This window comes from Ruminococcus sp. (assembly GCF_024684275.1).
Genome location: NZ_JAIKXF010000068.1, coordinates 1 through 21,833, shown reverse-complemented (window position 1 = coordinate 21,833; position 21,833 = coordinate 1). Strand labels below are relative to the sequence as shown.

Sequence of the window (21,833 nt, the reverse complement as noted above, 5' to 3'; positions counted from 1 at the left end):
CGCATTAGGCTGACTTATTAAAATAATATGAGCGAAGCGAACACCTTAACTCTCAATTCTCAACTCTAAACTCTTAACTTTCGGGACGTCGAGGACGCCGTCCCCTACAATCTTAGCTCTTAGTTCTTAGCTCTAAGTTCTAAATAATAATAAAGGAGTATTTACCATGAACTCAACTGCATTTCATTCTGCTGACATTCTTCTTCCAAAGGACTGCGATATGCACAAGTGGTCCGTTATCGCCTGCGACCAGTACACCAGCGAGCCTGAGTACTGGGACGAGGTAAGCGCCACAGTCGGAAGCGCTCCCTCAACGCTGAATCTTATCCTCCCGGAGCTTTATCTTGAGCAGGACGGCGTTGCAGAGCGTATTGATAATATCCACACAGCTATGGACAAGTACCTTGCTGACGGTATCTTCACCGAATACAAGGACGCTATGGTCTACGTTGAAAGAGTACAGAGCAACGGCATACTCCGTCAGGGTATCGTTGGAGCTATTGACCTTGAAAAATATGACTTCTCAAAGGGCAGCACTTCCGAGGTAAGAGCCACTGAGGCTACTGTTATCGAGCGTATCCCTCCGCGTATCAAGGTAAGACAGGGCGCTCCGCTTGAGCTTCCACACATCATGATACTTATTGATGATCCCGATAATACGGTTATCGAGCCCCTTGCAAAGATTGTTTCCGACGACAGCAAGCTCTACGATTTCGAGCTTATGCAGAACGGCGGCAGCATAAAGGGCTGGCTTTTAGATAAATCTGCTCAGGAAAATATCGACAAGGCACTCTGCGCTCTTGCAGACCCCGATACTTTCTGCAAAAAGTACGGTCTCAGCAATACTCCCGTGCTCCTCTATGCTATGGGCGACGGAAACCACTCGCTGGCTACTGCAAAGGAATTCTACGAGCAGCTCAAAAAAGCAAACCCTGATAAGGATCTTTCAGATCATCCTGCACGTTACGCTCTTGCCGAGATAGTAAATCTCCACAGCGATGCACTCAAATTCGAGGCTATCCACCGCCTTGTATACGATGTAGACTGCGACAAGCTCATAAATGAGCTCACAGCCGCACTGGAGCTCTCCGAGACTAAGGTATCCGACCAGTACGTTATCTACTCATGCAAGGGCACTGAAAAGAAGCTCTACATCAACAAGAAGCCCTCAAATCTGTCTGTTGGTTCTCTCCAGAACTTCCTCGACAGCTATATCAAGGCAAACGGCGGCAAGATAGACTATATCCACGGCGCTGATACAGCAAAGTCACTGGCTGAAAAGCACAACGGTATCGCTTTCATTCTCCCCGATATGGACAAGTCACAGCTCTTCCCCACCGTTATCAAGGACGGCGCTCTCCCCAGAAAGACATTCTCAATGGGACACGCCGAGGACAAGAGATTCTACATTGAAGCTCGCAAAATAACCAAATAACAACATTTTTTCAGGGACGCTGCATGGCGTCCCTTTGCTTTTTTCTGAACTTTATAGAGTATTTTTTCACTGTAGGACTTGATTTTTTAGCACAGATATGCTATAATGCATAAAGGATATGCTGTCCGACACACAGTCCGAGCTGTGTATCGGTATATTGGGGGGCAAATTTAATATATGGACAAAAGACCAATACGACATGATTTTTTCAGGTACATATTGGCGAATGTCATCAGCTCTTTAGGTGTATCGGTATATATTCTTATCGATACATTTTTTATTTCAAGAGGAATGGGCTCGGAAGGTCTTACCGCTCTAAATCTTTCTCTGCCTGTCTTTAATTTCATCAACGGCTTTGGTCTGATGCTTGGGATAGGCGGCGGCAGCAAGTTTTCAATGCTTTACTGCCGAACAGAACGAAAAGAGACAGATGCTATCTATACCAGTGCCTTTGCGGCTATGCTCGCAATAGCTGCGCTGTTTGAGATACTGGGTATCTGCTTCTCAAAGCAGGTCACGCATCTTCTTGGTGCGAACGCAAGTGTCTTTGATATGTCACAAAGCTACATAAAGGCTATACTTATCTTCTCACCTGCTTTCCTTATGAATAACCTTATGGCTTGCTTTATGCGCAATGACAGCGCACCTCGGCTCGCCATGCTGGGTATGCTGAGCGGCTGCTTCGTCAACATCATACTTGACTATATTTTTATTTTCAGATTTGATATGGGAATGAGAGGAGCTGCTCTTGCTACCTGTATTTCGCCGTTTATCAGCATGGGAGTAATGAGCATACACTTCATTACAGGCTGGAACGCCTTTAGCCTCAGACTCATGATCCCGTCACTAAGCACCATAAAAGAGATAGCCGCACTGGGGCTGCACTCCTTCTTATCGGAGGTCTCAGGAGGCATAGTGATAATGATATTCAACTTCGTTATCTACCGCATATCAGACAATACAGGCATTGCCGCCTATGGTGTCATTGCCAATACCGCCATAGTCTTTACGGCTATATACGCAGGTATAGCCAGCGGGATACAGCCGCTTATGTGTCGTTATCACGGGCGCAGCGACAGCACCGCCATATGCTATGTTCTGCGGCTTGCAATGTGGACATCGCTGATATTCTCTATTTTAGCCTATACTGCCGTATTCTTCTGCACATCATATGTAGTGGGAGTATTCAACAGCAGCGGCAGCTCAATGCTGAAAAGCATCGCAGAAACAGGTCTGCGCGAGTACTTCCTGTTCATGCCGTTTATGGGAGCAAATACCATACTTTCGGTTTACTTCACATCAAAGGAAATGCCGAAGCAGGCTCAGCTCATCTCTCTTATGCGCGGAACTATTCTCATAATCCCCCTCGCCTTCATTGCTTATATGATAAAGAGCATGACAGGAGTATGGCTGACAGTTCCTATCGCTGAGATGATAACCAACTTTACAGGCATGACTATACTTTTAATACACCTGAGAAAAACATGGGCAGAGTCGCTGACTCCGCTGCCCACACGATAATACCGCTTCTTGCGGACAAAAAAAGCAGTATCATTCGATACTGCTTTTCTGCTTTTATAATATCTGCTCGGGCTGTCCGATCTGGGGCATGATGAACGCCTTTGCTTCCTCAAGGTGGAAGGTCTTCATTACATAGCCTGTTTTCTCGTTGTATATTTCCCTGAGGACCGGGCTTGCCTCAAGCATTGCGTCTGCATACTTCTTATCGTCATCGAAAACTATCTTTCCTGTGTAGCGAAGCCACAATCCGTCGGGCTTGCAGGCTACTATCTCAGTAAGCGGATTTGCCTGCATCTGTCTGTAGACTGCCTTGAAGTCTCCAACTGCGAAGTGGACAACTCCGTCTACCTCAACGTGCGCTCCGAAAGGTCTGAGCTTTGGCTGTGCTCCGTCGTTTGTTGCTACGAAGAAAATACCTGCTTCTGTTAGAAAATCGTTTAACCTGCTCATTGTCGATTACCTCCTTGATTTATTGTTAGATCGTTATACTTAATCCTCGAACAGCGGTGTGGAGAAATATCTCTCCGCAGTATCGGGGAGTATAGTTACTACAGTTTTGCCCTCACCCAGCTTTTCAGCCAGCTTCAGAGCAGCTGCAACATTAGTTCCGCTGGAAATACCGCACATAATACCCTCTTTTGAAGCGAGGTCCTTAGCGGTCTGTATTGCCTCCTCATCGGTAACTATGTAAATATCATCGTAAATATTCTGATTGAGAATATCCGGGATAATGCCGTCGCCTATGCCCATTTGCAGGTGAGTTCCTATATTTCCGCCTGCCAGGATAGCGGCATTCTCCGGCTCTACAGCCCATATCACCATATCGGGATACTGAGCCTTGAGAGCTTCGCCTATGCCTGTGATAGTACCGCCTGTTCCTATTCCCGAACAGAAGCCGTCTATTTTAACAGCAGTCTGTTCAAGTATCTCCAGAGCTGTATGATACTTGTGCGCACCGATATTGTTCACATTCGCAAACTGCTGAGGTACGAACACATTCGGATCCTCATCAGCCATTTTCAGAGCCGTATCGAGACAGGTCTGTATGCATTTTCCAATATCGCCGTCATCGTGTATGAGCATCACCTCTGCGCCATAGTGCTTAACAAGCTTGCGGCGTTCCTCGCTGACTGAGTCAGGCATGATGATTATTGTCTTGTAGCCCTTGACAGCTCCGACAAGAGCGAGACCGATACCCTGATTTCCGCTGGTAGGCTCAACGATAATGGTATTTTCGCTGATCTTGCCTTCCTTTTCGGCGTGGCGTATCATATTATACGCAGTACGTGTTTTGATAGAGCCTCCAACGTTAAGTCCCTCGAATTTGACAAGGACATCTGCGCTCCCCTTTTTTACCATTCGGTTCAGCTTGATGAGTGGTGTGTGACCCATAGCTTCCAGAATATTATTGTAGATCATTCCTCATTCTCCTTATGTCATAATAGCACTGACATATTTAATTATACTATAAATCGCTGTAAAAGGCAAGGATTTTTTTCTTTTCCGGAAAAACAGGTATTTTCTATGTTAGCTCCAAGTAACATAAATAATTTAATTCACTTTCCTCCACAGAAGCTATGAACCCCGAATGCTTGTATAGCTTAACGGTGTATACTTTTTCCGGATCAAGCCGGCTTTCAAGCTTCTTTGCCTCTTTATCCGAAACCTGAGCTATCCTGTCATAGCCGTCGTCCATCAGCACAAAAAATCTGTAGGTCAGTCCGCCGCGCCTATTTCTGTTAAAGCGTCTTGTACTTACAGAATATGAAATGGAGTCAGTGCCGATATGGCAGCCGCTAACCCTTACAGTGACGGTCTCACCCTGAGACATATCCATAAGAGTTTCTCCCGCAAAACATACATATGACAGGTTGTCAAGCCGTGGAAGCCCCCTGATATTTCGCTGTGAATATAGAGCCGTTTCCCTTGCACCAAATGACATATAAATCAGAAAAACAAAGGCATAAGTCAGCACAAAGCCGATGACCTTGCCAGCCTTTCCCTGCTTTTTCTTCTTTTTTCCTGAGCTGAACTTTGCCTCCACAGCATCTGCCGCATAAGCAAGAGGCTCGCTGCGCTGTATGAGCATCAGCCTGCCCAGAGCCACACCGAAGGACACCTCCGCAGCAAGTCCCAATATGATACGCAGCAGTGAGAACATGAACACTGTCCTGAGCCCCTGCTCACCTGTCATAACATCGGGTTTGAAGAAAACTCTGTGCAGGATAGAGATAATGAAAGTCACCACAGCTGCAATAAAAGACAGCTTGTCATTTCTCCACATTTTTTCTTCTCGCTCTAAAGCCTTTCTTCTCGCCTCTGAAGCTTTTTTTCTGCACATATCATCACCTTGATCTAATAATAAGGAACGCCGTAAAAGGCGTTCCTCATACAGTACTTGTATAGAGCTTTTACTGCTCCTCAGCAGAAGCAAACTGGCTCTCGTGACGGGTGAAGAAGTCCGTTCTCGGAGGCAGGAACTTCAGCTTGTGACCGTTTCCTGTGAAATATGTAAGCGGTTCAAGGATAGTATCCCACGACCAGATACGCTCATCGACCTCAAGATACTCGCGGAGCTTTTTTGTTCCGAATGGAGCCATAGGGTGAAGCAGCACTCCTGTTATCCTTATCATGTAGAAAAGGTTGGCAAGAGCCTGTTTGAGAGCTTCCTTGTCGGGATACTCGCCTGTGAGAGCCTTTGCAATGTACTTGCTGCCGTTGCGGATATAGCTGTCAAGAACATAGGTACACTGGTGGAATGCGAACTTAGACATATGACGCTCATATTCAAGGACAGCCTTCTTTGCATCTGCAAGGAACTTCTCCTCGGGAGCATTATCCGGCATAACACCGTCAAGCTCCTTCTGTGTGGTATAGAAAGCCGTTCTTATCATACGGTTGAAAACATTGGACAGGAGCAGACCGTCCTTGACAACAGGATCTGCGTCCTCGGGCTTTGCATCTGGATTATAGGGCTTTGGCATGAAGCTTACGGAGCGCTGTCCCAGACCAAGTCCCAGCCAGTGCATACGGAGCTGCTCTGGTGTGTAGTGGTTCAGCAGATCGTCAGCCATAGGCGGCTTTACTGCGCCTGAGCTTGAAGCCTTCTTGTCGAGGAACAGGATATGATGGTTAGCCACGATAACAGGCAGCTGTAACTCGCCGTCGGCAGGTGAAGCTGTCTTTTCTGCGCTTTCCTGCTGAGCCATCCACATTGCAGGCTCGGCAATGCCGTAAAAGTATATATTGTCCTGACCGATGAACTGGTAAACAGTAGAATCCTTACTGCACCAGTAGTCGCGCCATTCCTCCTTATCGTGACCAATGGATTCAAGATATGTCTCGGTAAATGAGATAGGTGCCCAGAGGGACTCAGGCCATACCCATACAGTAAGTCCCTCAACGCCGTCCATGACAGGTGCAGGCACTCCCCACTCGATGTTTCCTGTAAGACGGAAAGGAACGAGTGTCTTGCCTGTTCTGTAGCGGATACCGTTTTCGGTGAGTATGCGGCAGGCTTCGTCGCAGTCGGAAAGCTTGTCGAATTCGATAGTGAATGACGGCTTCTTGGGCTCCTCAAGGTAATTGTGCTCAGGCATAGAAGCCTTGATGCTCATGTACTTTTCCTCGAACTCGCGCTTTATGTAGATAACGGGCTTTTTCAGGAACTCGTCGATAGTTTTCCACACAACAGGGCGGATATCCTTGCGCTTTTTAAGCTCCTCTACCCAATCCTTCATGAGCTGCTCATAATCGCGGAGCTTGAAATACCAGTTGGTAACGGGCTTCATGGTAGGAGTCTCGCCTGTGAGGGTGCTGACAGGGTTTATGAGGTTCTCAGGCATATACTGATGTCCCATATCACACTCGTCTGCATAGCCCTTTTCAGAGGTACAGCCGTCTACAGGGCACTTACCGATGACCTGTCTGCCGTTGAGGAAGCAGCCTGCCTTCTCATCGAAGAACTGCATAGTGGTTATCTGGTTGAGCTGTCCCTTCTTGTGGAGAGAGCTGATGAAACGGTCGGTTACAGCAGCGTGTATCTCCTTTGAGCGGCCAAGTCCGGAGGCTGCAAAGAGATTGGGAGAGATCCCGTAAGCGTCAAGAGTCTCCTTCTGCTTGTCATGGTTTTTCTGAACAAAGTCCTCAAGTGAGCCCTCAAACTCGCCGTTCTTGACCTTTACACGCCAGCCCTCTGCGATAGGAGAGCCATAGCAGTCCGTACCGCCGACGAAAATAACGTTCTCCTTACCTATGCGGTCACGCATAAAGCGCGCAAATGTATCCGCAAATACGAACATACCGCCCACATGGCCGAAGTGGAGCTCCTTGTTGCCGTAGGGCATACCGCCTGTGACGATACATCTTTTCGGGAACACAGGACGGGGTATCTCAAAATTTTTCTTTTCTTTATTGTCTGACATTTTATTTTCCTCTTTATTCTTTAATATTTCGGGTGGGACGTCGAGGACGGTGTGGGTGTCCAGTGGACACCTCTGCAACGCAGAAACACCGACCGAGCCGACAGGTGAGAACGTCCCCTACAAAACATAATTTTTTAACGCGGAACTGTAGGGAGTCACCCACATCAGCCCGTTATAATTCATAATTCAAACACGGGGCGATGTGGGCATCGCCCCCTACAGATCATCATTTATAATTCGTGAGTTATTGGCGGGCGAACACTGTTCGCCCCTACAAAACTAACGGCTTTTCAGGCAAAAGCCTGAAGTCTTCTGCGTGTTATCTCCTCGCCGAGAACGTGACTTACCTCCCATATATCGGGTGCATTTGCGTGTCCTGTGAGAGCAATTCTGAGCATATTTGTGATGTGAACTATGCTTCCCCTATACTGGTCGGGGTTCTTCTTGTAGTCCTTTGGCTTTACTGCAAAGCCCATTTCCTCGGTGATAGCCTTTACCTTGTCGAACCATGCCGCACTGTCATCGCTGTGGTCGTAGGACGCAAGGTACTTTCCGAAGAATTCCTTTACCGTAGCCTCGTCACACTCCTCGGGCATAGTGTCTGTGACCTTAAAGGTCTCGTCATAGTAAAAGCTCATGAAATCGCAGGCCTGCTTCCATGTCTCGATGTCACGTCTTGGCTTTGCGCCGCCTCTGCCGACATTGAGAGCTGCAAGAGTTCTCTCGGGATACTTATTTATAAGAGCTGCGAAATCGCCGTTATACTCGCTGCACCACTCCAGCCAGCCGTCATAGACCTGCTGTGCAGGCATACGGCAGATAACGTTCTTTGAGATGTCGCGGAGCTTGTCAAGGTCAACAAGAGCTCCCGATACCGACATCTTCTCCAGTGTATACGGGAAATCGTGATAATCAGCCTCAGGGTTTGCGATACGCCACTCCTCATAGTTGGAGTTGAGCAGAGTGAGAAGGAACTCCCAGATAGCGTCCCTGCTGATGCCCTCCTGCTGATAGTATGACAGCGCCAGCTCGGGGTCCTTTCTCTTTGAGAGCTTACGCTTGCCGCCTGTTTCCTCGTCTATCTTCATAAGTGTGGCAGTATGGCAGTACACAGGCTGCTTCCAGCCGAGAGTATTGAACAGCTCAACGTGCATAGGGAGCGATGAAATCCACTCCTCGCCGCGGATAACGTGAGTTGAACGCATAAAGTGGTCGTCTACAACGTGTGCGAAGTGATATGTTGGGATACCGTCGCTCTTGAGGAGTACAAAATCCATATTGTTTCTTGGCATTTCAAGCTTTCCGCGGATAGCGTCCTCAACAGCTATAGTCTCGCCTGTCTCCTGACCTCTGAAACGGAGCACCCATTCTCTGCCAGCCTCTATATTAGCCTTTACCTCGTCAAGACTAAGGTCGCGGCACTTTGCATACTTACCGTAAACTCCGGGATTTTCCTTGTTTGCAGTCTGCTGCTCGCGGACAGCCTCTATCTCCTCTGCGGTCATAAAGCAGGGGTAAGCAAGTCCCCTTTCGGTAAGGAGCTTTGCAAACACGTGATAGATGTCCTTACGCTGTCTCTGACGGTAAGGACCGTAGCTGCCGTTGTCGCCCTCGGCTGTAGCTCCCTCGTCAAAGTGTACGCCGAAATAGTCCATAGCGTTGATGACAGTCTCAACAGCACCCTCAACCTCGCGCTTGTTGTCGGTATCCTCTATTCTAAGGTAGAAAACGCCCTGTGACTGGTGAGCTATACGCTCGCCTATGATAGCGTTGTAGAGGTTTCCAAGATGTACGAAACCTGTTGGACTTGGTCCAATACGGGTAACGTTAGCTCCTGCGGGGAGCTCTCTCTCTGGGAAACGAGCCTCGATGTCCTCGGGAGCTGCCGTTACATCGGGAAAAAGGTAGTCTGCAAGTGCTTTATAATCCATATTATCAATCCTTTGTAAATATTCCGTCCGCCGACTGACAGACACATTTAATTTATTATATCACACTTCGCCGTTAAAGTCAAATATCAGGTGCGGATATAATCCGCCCTTTTCTGTAGATAGCGCCGTCCATTTCCAGACATAAAAAAGCTCCCCTCATTTGAGGGGAGCTGGTGTGTGTTATTCAATTATTTGATCAACTATAATTAATAAGTTGGCTCATAACCACGTGTGTATCCGAGACTCTTTGCCTTAGCATATGTGTTTGGTCCAAAGATACCATCAGCTGTAAGTCCATTATATCTCTGGAATCTCTTTACAGCTTCCTCTGTCTTCTGACCATACTTTCCGTCTACTACAAGAGCTTCAAAATCCCTAGAGTTTCTATACCATTTGTTCAGCATAGCCTGTATCCAGTATACACCAGTACCAGAGCTAACGCCAACATATCTGCCATAATTCCAGCCGCGATCACACTTAGGCTTTGTATAGTACTGATAGTTCTGATCTCCGCCGATAGCATATGCTGTGATTGTGTTGTTTGACTTTGGAGCGATTGTGTTAGTTACAGCTGCACCTGTTCCAAGTACAGTGAAAGCCATAGCAACTGCTGCGATTTTTCTTGTTAAGTTGTTCATTTTTTTTAATATCCTTTACTATAATATTTAAAACCGGCCAGTTTTATGTATATATTATACACCATACAGTTAAATTTGTCAATACCTAATATAAAAACAATACTATATTTCAGCATAATGAAATGCTTATACGGGTTAATATATATACTTTTGAGAAGATAAAAAAAGCTCCCCTCATTTGAGGGGAGCTCAATACTCGCTCTATTTCCGGATCATGTAGTATATGTCCAGAGTAAGTGACCGCAGCACTTGCTGTATACGCCAACAACATTGTGAGTACCTGTCAGGCATTTGATAACTCTTGTATATGTGCCACAGCAGCAGCAATGATTGTGAGCTGCATTTGCTGTCATAGATGCTCCTGATACAAGAAGAGTAGCTGATGCTGCAATGATTGTGAATGCTCTTTTGATAGTTTTTTTCATTTGTTTTACGTCCTTTACATAATATTTAAAGTTGGCCAACTTTATGAGTTGTATTATACAACTAATTTCATCATTTGTCAATACTATATATTAAAAAGAGCAAAAAATGTTACCCCCACGCAATCTTTGCAATATGCAGCAGGCAAAAGAAAGCTCCCCTCATGCGAGGGAAGCTGCTAAAAATAATCAATAGTATCTACAATAACCAAGACTTACCCAACCGCTGGTTTTTCTGCCCCAATCATTTACAAGATTAGTGGAGTAACCCCAGTTTCCCTGTACGTGGATAACATTGAAAGTGCGATTCTGCATAACAAATGTATTGTAATAACGATTTTTATACTTTATTTGAACGTGTCCATATGAAGTTCCGGGACCTGTCCTGATATAAAGATTGGTTCCGCTCGGAACATAGTATGTACTGTTTGTTGAATAGTCAGCATTTGCTGTGATCGTGTTTATCAACTTAGGATTTACATTTTTTGCGACTGCTGTTCCTGAACCGAGAAGCGTAAAAGCTAATGCGATTGCTGAAACTTTTTTGAGTACATTTTTCATTTGTTTTTACATCCTTTGCATTAATATTTAAAGCCGGCCGACTTCATGAGTTATATTATACAAGTAAATATAACATTTGTCAATATTTATAGCAATATACAGCAATAATTGCACATTTTGTGCGTTTATTGCTGTGTTATTTTTCTAAGCTCTAAGTTCTAAGCTCTTAGTTCTAAGAATCTCACCAGCATATTCCACGTAGGGCAGTCTACATTGCCGCTGTCGGGAAGTCCCGAGCGCTGCTGAAAGGCGCGGACTGCCGCCGCTGTTGCATCGTCAAACTCTCCGCAGACGCTGACCTTTGGCATATTATCGTACCACGCCGCGGCTTTCCACAGCATTGCCTGTATGATATAGACCACCTCGCCGCTGTCCCCCATGCAGGCTGTGAAGCTCCGCGAGGGAAAGGCGTGATACGCCGCAGGAGCGCCGTCAAGGTAGTCTCTGTAGACTGCGGCTATCCTGTTCCATGTGGCTGAGTCGGTATCACCTGTGACAGGAAGTCCGTAGGTGCGCTGAAAGGCTTCAACAGCGGCACGGGTGTCAGCGTTGTATACTCCGTCGGGGAGTACCTGCGGTATGTTTTTGTCGAACATGGATATAGCGTAAAGGTAGCTCTGGAGCTCACGGATATGTTCTTTTTTCTGCTGTTCTGTGTATGGCAAGAAATCATCTCCTGTTCAATTATTTAGCAATATTTGACTTGTAACGTTATTTTTATTGTTGTATAATGTTCCAAGCGAGGTCAAATCTTTGACCTTAAATATCAAAAAAGGAATGATACAAATGAAAAACACTATCAAAAAAGCAATTTGCACCGCACTTGCAGCTGTTTCTCTCTCAGCTATGGTAACTGTTCCGTCATCGCTCAATGCACCTAAGTCGGATAATGCTATAGTGAATGTTATGGAGGCTGATGCAGCTGGAGGTCAGTATTGGGTCGAGGGTGCAAAGTATGAAGTATACGTAACAAAAGGGGATAAATATTATATTAGGTCATCTCCAAAATTTGGAAATAATATATATCCTGATGAACGTTTATATACTGGAACAAAATATCCAGTATATGAAGAAAAGAGTGACGCTAAAGGTAACAAGTGGTTAAGAATTTCACGAAACGATGAAAAACGAGAAAAATGGATATATAAAAATCGCACACACAAAGTAAGAGAAAATCACAACAATTGTAAAACATATGAGAAAAATCAGAACAGTGCAGTAGAAACAATAAACGGACATAAATATTTAGTAATCTATCATAATTACCATTGTACATCTTGTGATGGATATCGTTATTCGGAAAGATATTTAATTCCTCTTTTTTAATTATGATTCTTTATTCTCTCCCCTCCCTGTGAGGGGAGATTTTTTTATCATCGTCAGCCTCGGGACGTCGAGGACGCCGTCCCCTACTACTCACTACTTTCTACTTACTAATCACTTGCGGGCGGATAATATCCGCCCCTACTTAATAGTGTAGCCCGGGTTCTGGTAGGGACGCTTGTCGAAGCCGTAGCGCAGGTCGGAATAGACGCCTGCTATCCTGTCCCATGTGACAGCTCCCACGATACCCGAAGGATCAATGCCGAACTGGCGCTGAAAAGCCGTCACGGACTGCCTTGTAAGAGGACCGAAATAACCCGTATCACTTACCGCAGGGATATTGGGATAGCTCCTGCTGATATAGGTTAGGTACTGCTGTATCAGCTTCACTGACTCGCCGCTTGCGCCCTCGCGGAGAACTGTGTTGGGATAAAGCGCCACGTAGGTATACTGCGGCGGAACGCTCTCCACTATGCCCTGATATGCGCGGTAGAGGTCGTTCCGCGTAACTCTGTCAACAACTCCTGTCTGGGGCAGTCCGAATACACGCTGAAATGACTTGACCGAACGCTCTGTCTGCTCGCCGAAGTAGCCTGTTATCTCCACAGGCATGACCGCTTCGTAATACGCACCGATGACCGCAAGGTAGTACTGCAGCATACTGACCTCGATAGACTGCATACCGATACTTAGCACTTCCTTGAACTGCGGAGATATTTCCTCAAAGCGAATACCCTCGGAGTCCAGCTCCGCAAGGCGTTTGACGCTGGTGAATATATAGGTTATTTTGTACCACGTCGCCGCATCTACAACGCCTGTGACCTCAAGACCGAATACCTGCTGAAACTTCCTTACTGCCGCCTCGGTTGCCGCATCGAATACTCCGTCTGCGGAAGGTATTTTTGGTATAGCCGGGAAATTCCGCGAGATACGGTTAAGCCATACCTGCACGTACTTCACATCGTTGCCGAATGAACCGTTTCTGAGCTCTAAGCCGCCGTATGAGGGCATTGCCGACCTTACGGGAGCATTCTGTACTATCTCAATATCTTCCCCATAGTAGTATTTCAGTATTTCCAGTGAATTGTAGCCTCTCTCTGCAAGATACTGAGTGCCCCATTGTGACAGTCCGTCACAGGTGGTTGTAGTACCGTTGCAGAACGCCGTGAAAAGAGGCTCAACGCTGCCCTGACGCCTTACGTAATCATTGAACAGCTCATCAACAAGGTAGCTGATGTTCTCGAAGTACTCCCGACCGTTGATGAATTTCTGGTCGAACTGAGTAGTAGAGGTAATATCAAAGCTATACCCTCGTGAGCGGTACCACTCCGTATAGATACGGTTCAAGGCAAAGGAAACTATGGCGTATATATTGGCGCGCAGGGCACTGACGTTCCATGTGGGATATATCTCGCTTGAAGCCACATTCTTGACATAAGAAGCGAAGTCCACCACCACGTCGGGAGCGTTTGAGTCAGGGAAGCCAAGATGTACCGTGATAGTCTCTGGTATAAAGGGAGTGCCTGTAAGCATGGCTCACTCCTTTCTGCCGCCGAAGGAAGGCTCCGCGTTGTAATAGGTGACAGTCTCGTCATTGCCGTTCATCATCAGCGGCACAGGTATCAGGTTGAAGTTCTGCACTGAAGTTATTCCGGAGAATACAGGAACATCAACGCTTCTTGCGCGGAAGAAGCCCTCCTTTGAAACGCTGATGTCGAAAAGATTATACGGTCTTTCATCGGGATCCGGAGTCTGAGAGTGTACAAGGTCAGGCACGGGAAGTTCAAATTTCGGCGAAACTCCGCTGTCATCCGTTACTCCCGAAGCAAGGATGAGCCTTTTTCCGTCCACAACGGCAGTAACGGCAACAACAGCTCCCGAAACCGCCGAGGAATCATCTCCTGTACGTACATTCACCAATATACAGCCCTTTTCACTGCCGAGAAGCTCCGTCGAGCTATATTCGGGAGGAGCATTGTCCTCCGTACCTGCCGTCCCAAAGTCGGTGTCAAGCGCCGACAGGTCAGGCTCGGGATAGCGGCTGTTGTAGTCTTCGGGGAAGCCGTTTGAGTCCTCGGCGGCGTGTTCGGCATATACCGTGTCGTCGGGAGCGTTCTTGTCAACGTCTTCTATTTCCTGCGGCTCTGGAGTTTTGTTATTTTCATCGCCGGTACTTCTGCTGTAGAGCTTCATCAGCTCCTGTTTGTATTTTTCCGCGTCTATATTTCCGTTTTTCATAATATCATCTCCTGGTACAGTCTATGCGACAATATCAGCGGTTATTACTATTTACAACTCCCCATATTATATGTTATAGTATAGAACTAAGAGCTAAGAACTTAGAACTAAGATTGCAGGTAACACTATCACCTGCATTATCAAAATCAGTTTCTTTCTTAGTTCTTACAAATTATAAATATCAAAATCGGTAGTTTTTCGCCGCGAATGTTGCTCTTTTCATGATTATATGTTATAATATAGAACTAAGAGCTAAGAACTTAGAACTAAGATTGCAGGTAACACTATCACCTGCATTATCAAAAACAGTTTCTTTCTTAGTTCTTAGATCTGAGTTCTTAGTTCTTACAAATAAGGAGAAATATATGAAGAAGAAAAATACTCCCCCACCTGTTAAAAAACCACTGCCAAAGATACTGAAAAACAAATGGTATCTGTATATGACCGAATTTTTTGCAGGTATGTCCGTCATGGCTGTGGAGCTCGGTGCAAGCAGGCTCTTAGCGCCCTATTTCAGCTCGTCACAGATAGTCTGGACTATCATCATCGGTACTATCATGATAGCAATGGCTCTCGGAAACATCTACGGCGGCAGAAGTGCTGACAAGGACCCCGATCCCGACAAGCTCTACGGACGCATACTCATAGCCGCTGTATGGATAGCCGCAGTCCCCTTCATCGGCAAGCTCGCTATTGCAGGCATTGCAGGACTTCTCGTTGTCACAATTAATACTAACTTCCTCATATGGGCAGCCTTTATAACCTGCATGACGGTCTTTGTGTATCCGCTTTTCCTGCTCGGAACAGTCACTCCGTCACTTGTTAAGTATACCGTTGACTCACTTGACGACAGCGGCAGCACCGTGGGAACTCTGGGAGCCTTCAACACTATCGGCTCTATCATCGGCACCTTTGTCCCCACCTTTATCTCTATCCCTGCTGTTGGAACTGCCGTGACATTCCTTATCTTCGCAGGGATACTGCTCCTCATAGGACTTATCTACTTCATCAGCAGCAAAACCGGTGCCGCAAAAGCTGCGGCGGCTTCCGTTCTTTTCGTGGTATGCTGCTTTGCTTCACCGTCTATGGGCTTTGCTTTCTGGGAGAAAGGCCTCGCATATGAGGGTGAGTCGGTCTACAACTATCTACAGGTCAGCGAGGACGATAACTGCACATATCTCTCTACCAACGTTCTCTTTGGCGTCCAGTCCGTTTACGTTAAGTCCGGAGAGCTCTCGGGTATGTACTACGACTACGCTATGGCTGCTCCACTTATGACTAAAGCTCCCGATTCCGCAGATATCCTCATACTCGGTATGGGCACGGGTACCTATGCCAAGCAGTGCAGTACCTATTTCAGCGATGTTACTGCCGAGGGTGTTGAGATAGACAGCAGGATAACAGACCTTGCCCATAAGTATTTCGAGCTCCCGAAGGATATAAAGGTCACTACCTATGACGGCAGAGCCTTTCTTGCCGCCTGCGACAAAAAGTATGATGTTATCATGGTCGATGCCTATCAGGACATCACTATCCCCTTTCAGATGTCATCTGTAGAGTTCTTCACTCTTGTAAAGAAGCATCTCAATGAGGGCGGCGTCATGGTGGTAAATATGAATATGCGCTCCGACAGCGCAGACGGTATCAACAACCGCCTTGCGGACACAATAGCCTCAGTTTTTTCAGAGGTCCACACCATTGATGTGGAAAACTCCACCAACCGTGAGCTTTTTGCCTCAAACGAACCGGCTATGCTCGATCTTCTGAATAAAAACACGGAAAAGCTCACAAACGAGTCCCTAAAAGACATGATGAACACAGTTCAGGCAGAGCTTGTTCCATATACCTCGGGAGGAAGGATACTCACCGACGATAAAGCTCCCGTAGAGCTGCTTGGTATGCGCGTCATCGACGACATCATACAGGATGAGCTGGTATACTACAAAAAGCAGTTCAAGGAGAAAGGGATACAGGGACTTCTGGAATGAGAAGCCCTGCAAGCTTGACAATAAGTGCTTATTGCGGTATAATAGAAAAAATTGATCTTGGCTGACGCCATGAAAGGATATATTATGAATGCAAGTAAAATAGTCGGATTTGCAATAGCTCTGATAGCGGCAGTCCTTATTGCTATGGCAGGCAGATCCTGCGCAAGAGATATTGCCGATAAGAACGAAGAACGCCGTCAGAAGAACACAACTCAGGCGCCGTCGTATCACCTGATAACCGATCCGCCTGTACAGAACGATCCGCTAAACACTCCTCAGTTAATTGAGGAGACTACTCAGCGTGAATATGTTACCGTAACAAATATGCTGGGCGAGGTCGTTGAGACTATCCCCGTGACTACTCCCGAGGAAGCGGATATACCCACTACTACCCTGTCCATGCTTGATGAATATAATCAGCAGCACAGCGAACTGACCACATCTATATATGAAGCTCCATATGAGGAGATACCATTTGTATCTCTGGACGACGAGGGCTTCACTATCCCAATTGAATGATAAAACAGCGGAATGTATCTTCTCCGCCAAGTGCGGAATGAATAAAAAGGAGAAAAATTATGGTAATCATCGAAATGGAAAACGGCAAAAAGATCAAGATAGAGCTTTATCCCGATATTGCTCCTATCTCATGCGAGAACTTTGAAAAGCTTGTAAATCAGGGCTTTTATGACGGACTCACATTCCACAGAGTTATCCCGGGCTTTATGATACAGGGCGGCTGCCCCAACGGCACAGGCACAGGCGGTCCCGGCTGGCACATCAAGGGAGAGTTCGCAGCTAACGGCGTAAAGAACGACCTCAAGCACACAAGAGGCGTACTTTCAATGGCACGTTCAATGATGCCCGATTCAGCAGGCTCACAGTTCTTCATCATGCACGAGGACGCTCCTCACCTTGACGGCAACTATGCTGCATTCGGAAAGGTAGTAGAGGGCATGGACGTTGTTGACGAGATAGCAGAATGTGCTACAGACTACAACGACAAGCCTACAACTCCTCAGGTAATGAAAAAGGTAACAATTGAATAATGCATAATTAAAGGCTTCACATAAAGTGAAGCCTTTTTCTTATACCGAAAGCATTACACATACAAGAAAGAAACAGGATATTCCTATATGTATTTTGCACTTACTGACTGCATCTTTAAATCCGATCTGATACTTGAACATTCTGTAAAGTATTCCGAATACTGCAGGCAGGAGCATGAAAATCAGGGATACCCCTCCGAGTGTCTCTGAATGAAATGTTGCAAAAAACAGAAAAAATGCAGCGCATTCAAGTGCTATTATCTCAATGCCCAGATAAGCGATACTGTTCTTTGGCTTTCCGCTGCTGGCTGCGCCGTCAAAGCTTAGTATTGATGCGGCTTTATCCTCAGCTTTTTTCATACCGTCGGGAGTGCCGTCTTCTCCTGTTACAGCGCTCCTAAGCTTAGGATCAAGAGCCGCCAGTGCTTCATCGAGCTTGGTTTTCGGAGTTTCCTCAACAGGCTCAGATACGATCTCCGCAGCCGCCTGCTCCAAAGGCTCGGCAACATACTCCGGCGCTGCCTGTTGAGCAAACTGTACATCTGCTGGTTTCTCCTGCTTTGGCAGATCTATTTTTTCCCTTAATTTCGGATCAAGTGAAGCCAGTATTGCATTCAGGTCTTTTTTATCGTTCTGCATATTTATCATTCCTATCAGTGTTTAAATAAAATTACTGTAATAATATCCTGTTATATCATGTGTAAGGCAGGGGCACACACTTTGCGCCCCTGCACTTAGTTCTTAGCTCTTAGTTCTTGTTTTTTTATTTGAGATAAGAAGCCAGTCCGCTGATATTCTGCTTCTTTATTTCACCTGCAACAAGTCCTGCAACGATATTTGCACCCTTTTCGCAGAAGTGAGTACCATCGGTAGAGCCTGCAACAGCTCCCATAAGATGATAGCTCTTTGCTGTGTCATAGCCTACCGAGTTATAGTGATTCACCATAAGGGTATTGAGGTCGATGCAAGGAATACTGTACTTCTTGGCAAGGTTATAGCAGGCAGTATTGTAATCTGTATAGCTGTTTACGAATCTGCCGTTTGAGTATGCCTTCATACCGATTGTTGTTGTTACAAGTATGGGAGTTGCTCCCTTATCCTTTGCAGACTTGATGAACTGCGTCATATACCACTCGTATGAGCCTGATGACGGATTGTCAACATTGCCGCAGGTAGGTGCATATCTGTCAGCATTTGACTTGCCTGCGTCATTGATAGCAAACTGTATCATTACGAAATCGCCGCTCTTGAGACTGTCTGCAATGGTCTGCCATCTGCCCTCATCGTAGAATTTCTTTGAGCTTCTGCCTGCTATAGACTGATTTGAAACAGTAATGTCGCTGTTGAAATAGCTCTGCATATAGTAGCCCCAGCCCTGCTGAGGAGCGTATGACTCACGGTAGCTCTGTACGGTGGAGTCTCCTGCGATGTAGAGAGTACGCTGACCGCTTCCGCTGTTCTGCTGCTCCTGTGCGGGGTCATATATCTCCGCATAGGGCTCATCGGTAGCGCTGAGCTCGATATAATCGAGATTAGGAGCTCCCTCAGACATCGCTGACTGCATGAGGATAGTATTTCTTCCTGCTTTGAGAGGAAGAACGATCCCGAATTCCTTCCAGTCAGTCCATGAACCAGAGCCCGGGAAGGACTGCATCCAGCAGTAATCGATGGTATTATTCACGAACAGCTTCATCTTTCGGTCATTCGTCGAGCCGTTAGCGAAGCGGATATGCGTCATGTAGTTGCCCTCAGCAGGAACATCTACCGTAAAGGTGATATTGCTGTCGGTGTTATTGCCCAGATTTACATAGCCGCTGCTGTAGGTATAGCCTGAGTTTGTAGTCTCAATTATACCGTCGTTCCATGTCTGCTCGGCAGCATAGTATTTGAGCACAACAGGAGCTGTTGTAGTTGTTGTGGTGGTTGTAGTAGTCTGAACAGTTGTTGTCGTAGCGACTACCACATATATGGGTTCGGGAAGCCTGTCAAGTCCCAGCAGACATCTCTGTATGAACATAGCGTCCTGAACTGTCATACCATCGCCGTCACCGGTAACGTCTGCATTGAGACGTCCGAAAGTAGTGATAGCGTGGCTGTCAGAGCCGTTTACATCGTACTTGTTGGGGTTTGCAAGCGCCTGCATGATAAGGACTATATCCGACATATCAACTTCGCCGTCGCAGTTTGCATCGCCGTACTCTATGGGGAAGTCGGGTATCTGTGAGAAGTCGATAGTTGTAGTTGTTGGCTTGACTTCCTCTGTAGAAGTGGTTACAGTGGTTGTAGTTGTGGTAGTTGTTGCTGCGGAAGTCGCAGTAGTCACAACGTCCTCAACCTCTATCATTTCCCACTTCTGGCAGGCGTGACCGTTTACCTCCCACTGCTGGATATTAGCACCGTTGTTTGACGCAGCACTTCCTACCTCAACAGCAGCGGCATCACGTGAAGCTCTGGTAAGGATAGTGACAGTGCCGTCGCCGTTGTCGGCAAACTTGAAGAACTGGTCGCTGTAGCCGTTCTTCTCCGCAACGACTATATTTGCGCCGTTATCGCGGCTGCCGTTGTCAACATAGAGATAAAGGTCGGTATTTGCAGGCTTTATGTAGAAATAATCGCCTGTAGCCTGTACGCATTTCCATGTATTCTGAGGCTGTGAGCCGTTTGCACTGCCCTGCTGAACATTGGTATCAGCTGTCTCCATGTAAAGCCCGCTGTTGACGTTCCTGAACATATAGCTTACTTCCGACTTGGGGTGTATAGGCTCTCTTGCAGGAGCACCTACCTCCTCAGCCATTATCTCAGCTATTTTCTGAGCGCCCTTTTTGCTCTGGTGGAGGTCGTCGTTGCTGCCGTTAGCCTGTATAGCGTAATATGAAGCCATACCGTCATATCCAACGGAGAGACCGAAGTTCTGCCACTTAGTGAACAGGTCAACGACTCTTACGTTCTGTTCGCTGCCTATCTTGTCAAGAGAGCCGCCGTACCAGCGTCCTGTAAGTCTTGGATTGCGCTGAAGGTCACCGCGTCTGCCCTGCTGCTTTACAAGAATGACCTCCATGCCCTTAGCCTTTGCTCGCTTGACCATATCGGTGACTGTATTGTAGTACTCCGTTTCGTTGGAGTAATTTGAATCGTTGATACCAATGGAGATTATATAATAGTCCCCCGACTTGCCGTATTTCTCAATAGGCGCGAATTGTCCTGCGTCAACAAAGCCTTTTGCATACTGTCCGCTGGTAGCCATGTTGCGCACCTCATAGCCGCTGCCGAAAACGCTGCCGTTGAAGAACTGTCCCCAGCCGTGCTGTGAGGTGTCGGCGCAGTTATAGTAGTTTGCAACAGTAGAGTCGCCGCATATCCAGACCATAGGCGGCATAGTGCCCGTGGTATTTATCTGAGTTATCTCAACAGCGGAAATGGACTGCTCACGCTTGCTCATACCCTCAACAGCCTGTATATTCAGCTGTCCGTCGGTAACAGGGAGCTTCACTGTCTCAACAGCACCACGTCCTGTCAGATTCATCATCTGCACCATGCCTTCGAGCTTTATAGTAGTTCGGGGAGCATTTCCGATAGTCACCTTTACCTCATAAAGTCCATTTGGCAGGTCAACATTGAACGTATTGCCAGAGCCGTAATCGTTGAATTTTACAGCGTCCGCTGTAACACCGCTGCCTCCTGCGGAAACATTTGACACGTTCCATGTCTGTGCGAAGCCGTAGCCCCTGCCCGAATTGTAGCCATCTGCGGCTGAAACTCCTGTGTAGCCGTTTGCCGCTCCGCTGCCGCCGAAATCGAACTTCCAGTTTGCCTGAGCCGCCTGTGCCTCAACAGGCTTGACCGGGGTGAGGTTACCCAGTCCGACAAAAGCTGAAAGTGAAAGCGCCAGAGAGGTCATTCCGCTTATCAGTCTTTTTGCTTTCATAATGATCCTCCAATTCCGTACTTCAAGTACGTATAATAATCTAAATTTATTATATCATTGTTAATAATTCAAGTCAAGCTTTTTCGTATGCAGTTTTGAATTATTTCTACTCATTTTTGTGCTGTTTTAACAATATGATTAAGTGAACAGCCAAAGGGCGGCACCGTCTTTCTCAATTATGCATTCTCAATTTATTTCTGCGCTGTGCAAATGCTTGAATTATTAATAATCATATGCTATAATTAATGTAAACTCAATAACCGGCTAAAGGCGGTTATTGCCCCGAACGCAGTTCGGGGAGCGCAAATTCTTTATAATTTTAGGAATTTGCGCATTACATTTCTTTATGTCAAGCTCATTTTGCCCTAAAGGGCAAAA

At 46.5% G+C, this 21,833-nt stretch carries 19 protein-coding genes; 6 read left to right on the top strand and 13 right to left on the bottom strand.

What is annotated here, in order from left to right; translation table 11 throughout:
* The first annotated feature begins 166 nt into the window (after nt 1-166).
* Both K5677_RS07655 and K5677_RS07650 read left to right on the top strand, forming a co-directional pair.
* Nucleotides 167-1,435, top strand: coding sequence for a DUF1015 domain-containing protein (locus K5677_RS07655; protein WP_296726456.1), 1,269 nt, complete (start codon nt 167-169; stop codon nt 1,433-1,435).
* A 177-nt stretch (nt 1,436-1,612) separates the two neighbouring features.
* On the top strand, nt 1,613-2,956 hold the full coding sequence (locus tag K5677_RS07650) for an MATE family efflux transporter (RefSeq protein ID WP_296726455.1): 1,344 nt from the start codon (nt 1,613-1,615) through the stop codon (nt 2,954-2,956).
* Nucleotides 2,957-3,010: 54 nt separating this feature from the next.
* Here K5677_RS07650 and K5677_RS07645 read toward each other — a convergent pair whose 3' ends face one another.
* The 9 genes from K5677_RS07645 to K5677_RS07605 all read right to left on the bottom strand — a co-directional run bounded on the left by K5677_RS07645 (nt 3,011) and on the right by K5677_RS07605 (nt 11,597).
* Nucleotides 3,011-3,406, bottom strand: coding sequence for a pyridoxamine 5'-phosphate oxidase family protein (locus K5677_RS07645; protein WP_296726454.1), 396 nt, complete (start codon nt 3,404-3,406; stop codon nt 3,011-3,013).
* Nucleotides 3,407-3,445: 39 nt separating this feature from the next.
* Complete coding sequence (gene cysK / locus K5677_RS07640; RefSeq protein WP_296726453.1) at nt 3,446-4,375, bottom strand: cysteine synthase A; 930 nt, start codon at nt 4,373-4,375, stop codon at nt 3,446-3,448.
* A gap of 103 nt (nt 4,376-4,478) precedes the next feature.
* Nucleotides 4,479-5,297, bottom strand: coding sequence for a hypothetical protein (locus K5677_RS07635; RefSeq protein WP_296726452.1), 819 nt, complete (start codon nt 5,295-5,297; stop codon nt 4,479-4,481).
* Between the two features lie 70 nt (nt 5,298-5,367).
* Complete coding sequence (locus K5677_RS07630) at nt 5,368-7,380, bottom strand: class I tRNA ligase family protein (RefSeq protein ID WP_296726450.1); 2,013 nt, start codon at nt 7,378-7,380, stop codon at nt 5,368-5,370.
* A 290-nt stretch (nt 7,381-7,670) separates the two neighbouring features.
* Nucleotides 7,671-9,311: a glutamate--tRNA ligase gene (locus tag K5677_RS07625; RefSeq protein ID WP_296726449.1), complete on the bottom strand. Its 1,641-nt coding sequence runs from the start codon at nt 9,309-9,311 to the stop codon at nt 7,671-7,673.
* 206 nt (nt 9,312-9,517) lie between these two features.
* On the bottom strand, nt 9,518-9,949 hold the full coding sequence (locus K5677_RS07620) for a peptidoglycan-binding domain-containing protein (RefSeq protein ID WP_296726448.1): 432 nt from the start codon (nt 9,947-9,949) through the stop codon (nt 9,518-9,520).
* Between the two features lie 212 nt (nt 9,950-10,161).
* Nucleotides 10,162-10,374, bottom strand: coding sequence for a hypothetical protein (locus tag K5677_RS07615; RefSeq protein ID WP_296726447.1), 213 nt, complete (start codon nt 10,372-10,374; stop codon nt 10,162-10,164).
* A 186-nt stretch (nt 10,375-10,560) separates the two neighbouring features.
* On the bottom strand, nt 10,561-10,932 hold the full coding sequence (locus K5677_RS07610) for a hypothetical protein (protein ID WP_296726446.1): 372 nt from the start codon (nt 10,930-10,932) through the stop codon (nt 10,561-10,563).
* Nucleotides 10,933-11,090: 158 nt separating this feature from the next.
* Nucleotides 11,091-11,597: a peptidoglycan-binding protein gene (locus K5677_RS07605; RefSeq protein WP_296726444.1), complete on the bottom strand. Its 507-nt coding sequence runs from the start codon at nt 11,595-11,597 to the stop codon at nt 11,091-11,093.
* Between the two features lie 121 nt (nt 11,598-11,718).
* Here K5677_RS07605 and K5677_RS07600 point away from each other — a divergent pair, with 121 nt between their 5' ends.
* Entirely contained in the window at nt 11,719-12,258 is a 540-nt protein-coding gene (locus K5677_RS07600) for a hypothetical protein (RefSeq protein WP_296726442.1), read from the top strand.
* A 138-nt stretch (nt 12,259-12,396) separates the two neighbouring features.
* On the opposite strand, the gene K5677_RS07595 is transcribed toward K5677_RS07600, so the two are convergent.
* Both K5677_RS07595 and K5677_RS07590 read right to left on the bottom strand, forming a co-directional pair.
* On the bottom strand, nt 12,397-13,788 hold the full coding sequence (locus K5677_RS07595) for a peptidoglycan-binding protein (RefSeq protein ID WP_296726438.1): 1,392 nt from the start codon (nt 13,786-13,788) through the stop codon (nt 12,397-12,399).
* Nucleotides 13,789-13,791: 3 nt separating this feature from the next.
* Complete coding sequence (locus K5677_RS07590) at nt 13,792-14,493, bottom strand: carboxypeptidase regulatory-like domain-containing protein (RefSeq protein ID WP_296726436.1); 702 nt, start codon at nt 14,491-14,493, stop codon at nt 13,792-13,794.
* Between the two features lie 365 nt (nt 14,494-14,858).
* Here K5677_RS07590 and K5677_RS07585 point away from each other — a divergent pair, with 365 nt between their 5' ends.
* From K5677_RS07585 to K5677_RS07575, 3 genes are all read left to right on the top strand, one after another.
* Nucleotides 14,859-16,481: a fused MFS/spermidine synthase gene (locus K5677_RS07585; RefSeq protein ID WP_296726433.1), complete on the top strand. Its 1,623-nt coding sequence runs from the start codon at nt 14,859-14,861 to the stop codon at nt 16,479-16,481.
* An 84-nt stretch (nt 16,482-16,565) separates the two neighbouring features.
* On the top strand, nt 16,566-17,000 hold the full coding sequence (locus K5677_RS07580; protein ID WP_296726430.1) for a hypothetical protein: 435 nt from the start codon (nt 16,566-16,568) through the stop codon (nt 16,998-17,000).
* Nucleotides 17,001-17,059: 59 nt separating this feature from the next.
* Nucleotides 17,060-17,530, top strand: coding sequence for a peptidylprolyl isomerase (locus tag K5677_RS07575; protein WP_296726429.1), 471 nt, complete (start codon nt 17,060-17,062; stop codon nt 17,528-17,530).
* Between the two features lie 39 nt (nt 17,531-17,569).
* On the opposite strand, the gene K5677_RS07570 is transcribed toward K5677_RS07575, so the two are convergent.
* Both K5677_RS07570 and K5677_RS07565 read right to left on the bottom strand, forming a co-directional pair.
* Nucleotides 17,570-18,169, bottom strand: coding sequence for a hypothetical protein (locus K5677_RS07570; protein ID WP_296726426.1), 600 nt, complete (start codon nt 18,167-18,169; stop codon nt 17,570-17,572).
* Nucleotides 18,170-18,293: 124 nt separating this feature from the next.
* Nucleotides 18,294-21,455 carry a GDSL-type esterase/lipase family protein gene (locus tag K5677_RS07565; protein WP_296726424.1) on the bottom strand — a complete coding sequence of 1,054 codons (3,162 nt, stop codon included), beginning with the start codon at nt 21,453-21,455 and terminating at the stop codon, nt 18,294-18,296.
* Nucleotides 21,456-21,833: the final 378 nt, after the last annotated feature.

What these genes read in the sequence shown, in the direction of transcription:
- K5677_RS07630 (WP_296726450.1), bottom strand. Translation starts at nt 7,380, where the DNA reads ATGTCAGACAATAAAGAAAAGAAAAATTTTGAGATACCCCGTCCTGTG.
- K5677_RS07635 (WP_296726452.1), bottom strand. Translation starts at nt 5,297, where the DNA reads ATGTGCAGAAAAAAAGCTTCAGAGGCGAGAAGAAAGGCTTTAGAGCGA.
- K5677_RS07570 (WP_296726426.1), bottom strand. Translation starts at nt 18,169, where the DNA reads ATGCAGAACGATAAAAAAGACCTGAATGCAATACTGGCTTCACTTGAT.
- K5677_RS07580 (WP_296726430.1), top strand. Translation starts at nt 16,566, where the DNA reads ATGAATGCAAGTAAAATAGTCGGATTTGCAATAGCTCTGATAGCGGCA.
- K5677_RS07655 (WP_296726456.1), top strand. Translation starts at nt 167, where the DNA reads ATGAACTCAACTGCATTTCATTCTGCTGACATTCTTCTTCCAAAGGAC.
- K5677_RS07565 (WP_296726424.1), bottom strand. Translation starts at nt 21,455, where the DNA reads ATGAAAGCAAAAAGACTGATAAGCGGAATGACCTCTCTGGCGCTTTCA.
- cysK (WP_296726453.1), bottom strand. Translation starts at nt 4,375, where the DNA reads ATGATCTACAATAATATTCTGGAAGCTATGGGTCACACACCACTCATC.
- K5677_RS07575 (WP_296726429.1), top strand. Translation starts at nt 17,060, where the DNA reads ATGGTAATCATCGAAATGGAAAACGGCAAAAAGATCAAGATAGAGCTT.
- K5677_RS07650 (WP_296726455.1), top strand. Translation starts at nt 1,613, where the DNA reads ATGGACAAAAGACCAATACGACATGATTTTTTCAGGTACATATTGGCG.
- K5677_RS07615 (WP_296726447.1), bottom strand. Translation starts at nt 10,374, where the DNA reads ATGAAAAAAACTATCAAAAGAGCATTCACAATCATTGCAGCATCAGCT.
- K5677_RS07610 (WP_296726446.1), bottom strand. Translation starts at nt 10,932, where the DNA reads ATGAAAAATGTACTCAAAAAAGTTTCAGCAATCGCATTAGCTTTTACG.
- K5677_RS07595 (WP_296726438.1), bottom strand. Translation starts at nt 13,788, where the DNA reads ATGCTTACAGGCACTCCCTTTATACCAGAGACTATCACGGTACATCTT.
- K5677_RS07590 (WP_296726436.1), bottom strand. Translation starts at nt 14,493, where the DNA reads ATGAAAAACGGAAATATAGACGCGGAAAAATACAAACAGGAGCTGATG.
- K5677_RS07625 (WP_296726449.1), bottom strand. Translation starts at nt 9,311, where the DNA reads ATGGATTATAAAGCACTTGCAGACTACCTTTTTCCCGATGTAACGGCA.
- K5677_RS07620 (WP_296726448.1), bottom strand. Translation starts at nt 9,949, where the DNA reads ATGAACAACTTAACAAGAAAAATCGCAGCAGTTGCTATGGCTTTCACT.
- K5677_RS07585 (WP_296726433.1), top strand. Translation starts at nt 14,859, where the DNA reads ATGAAGAAGAAAAATACTCCCCCACCTGTTAAAAAACCACTGCCAAAG.
- K5677_RS07600 (WP_296726442.1), top strand. Translation starts at nt 11,719, where the DNA reads ATGAAAAACACTATCAAAAAAGCAATTTGCACCGCACTTGCAGCTGTT.
- K5677_RS07645 (WP_296726454.1), bottom strand. Translation starts at nt 3,406, where the DNA reads ATGAGCAGGTTAAACGATTTTCTAACAGAAGCAGGTATTTTCTTCGTA.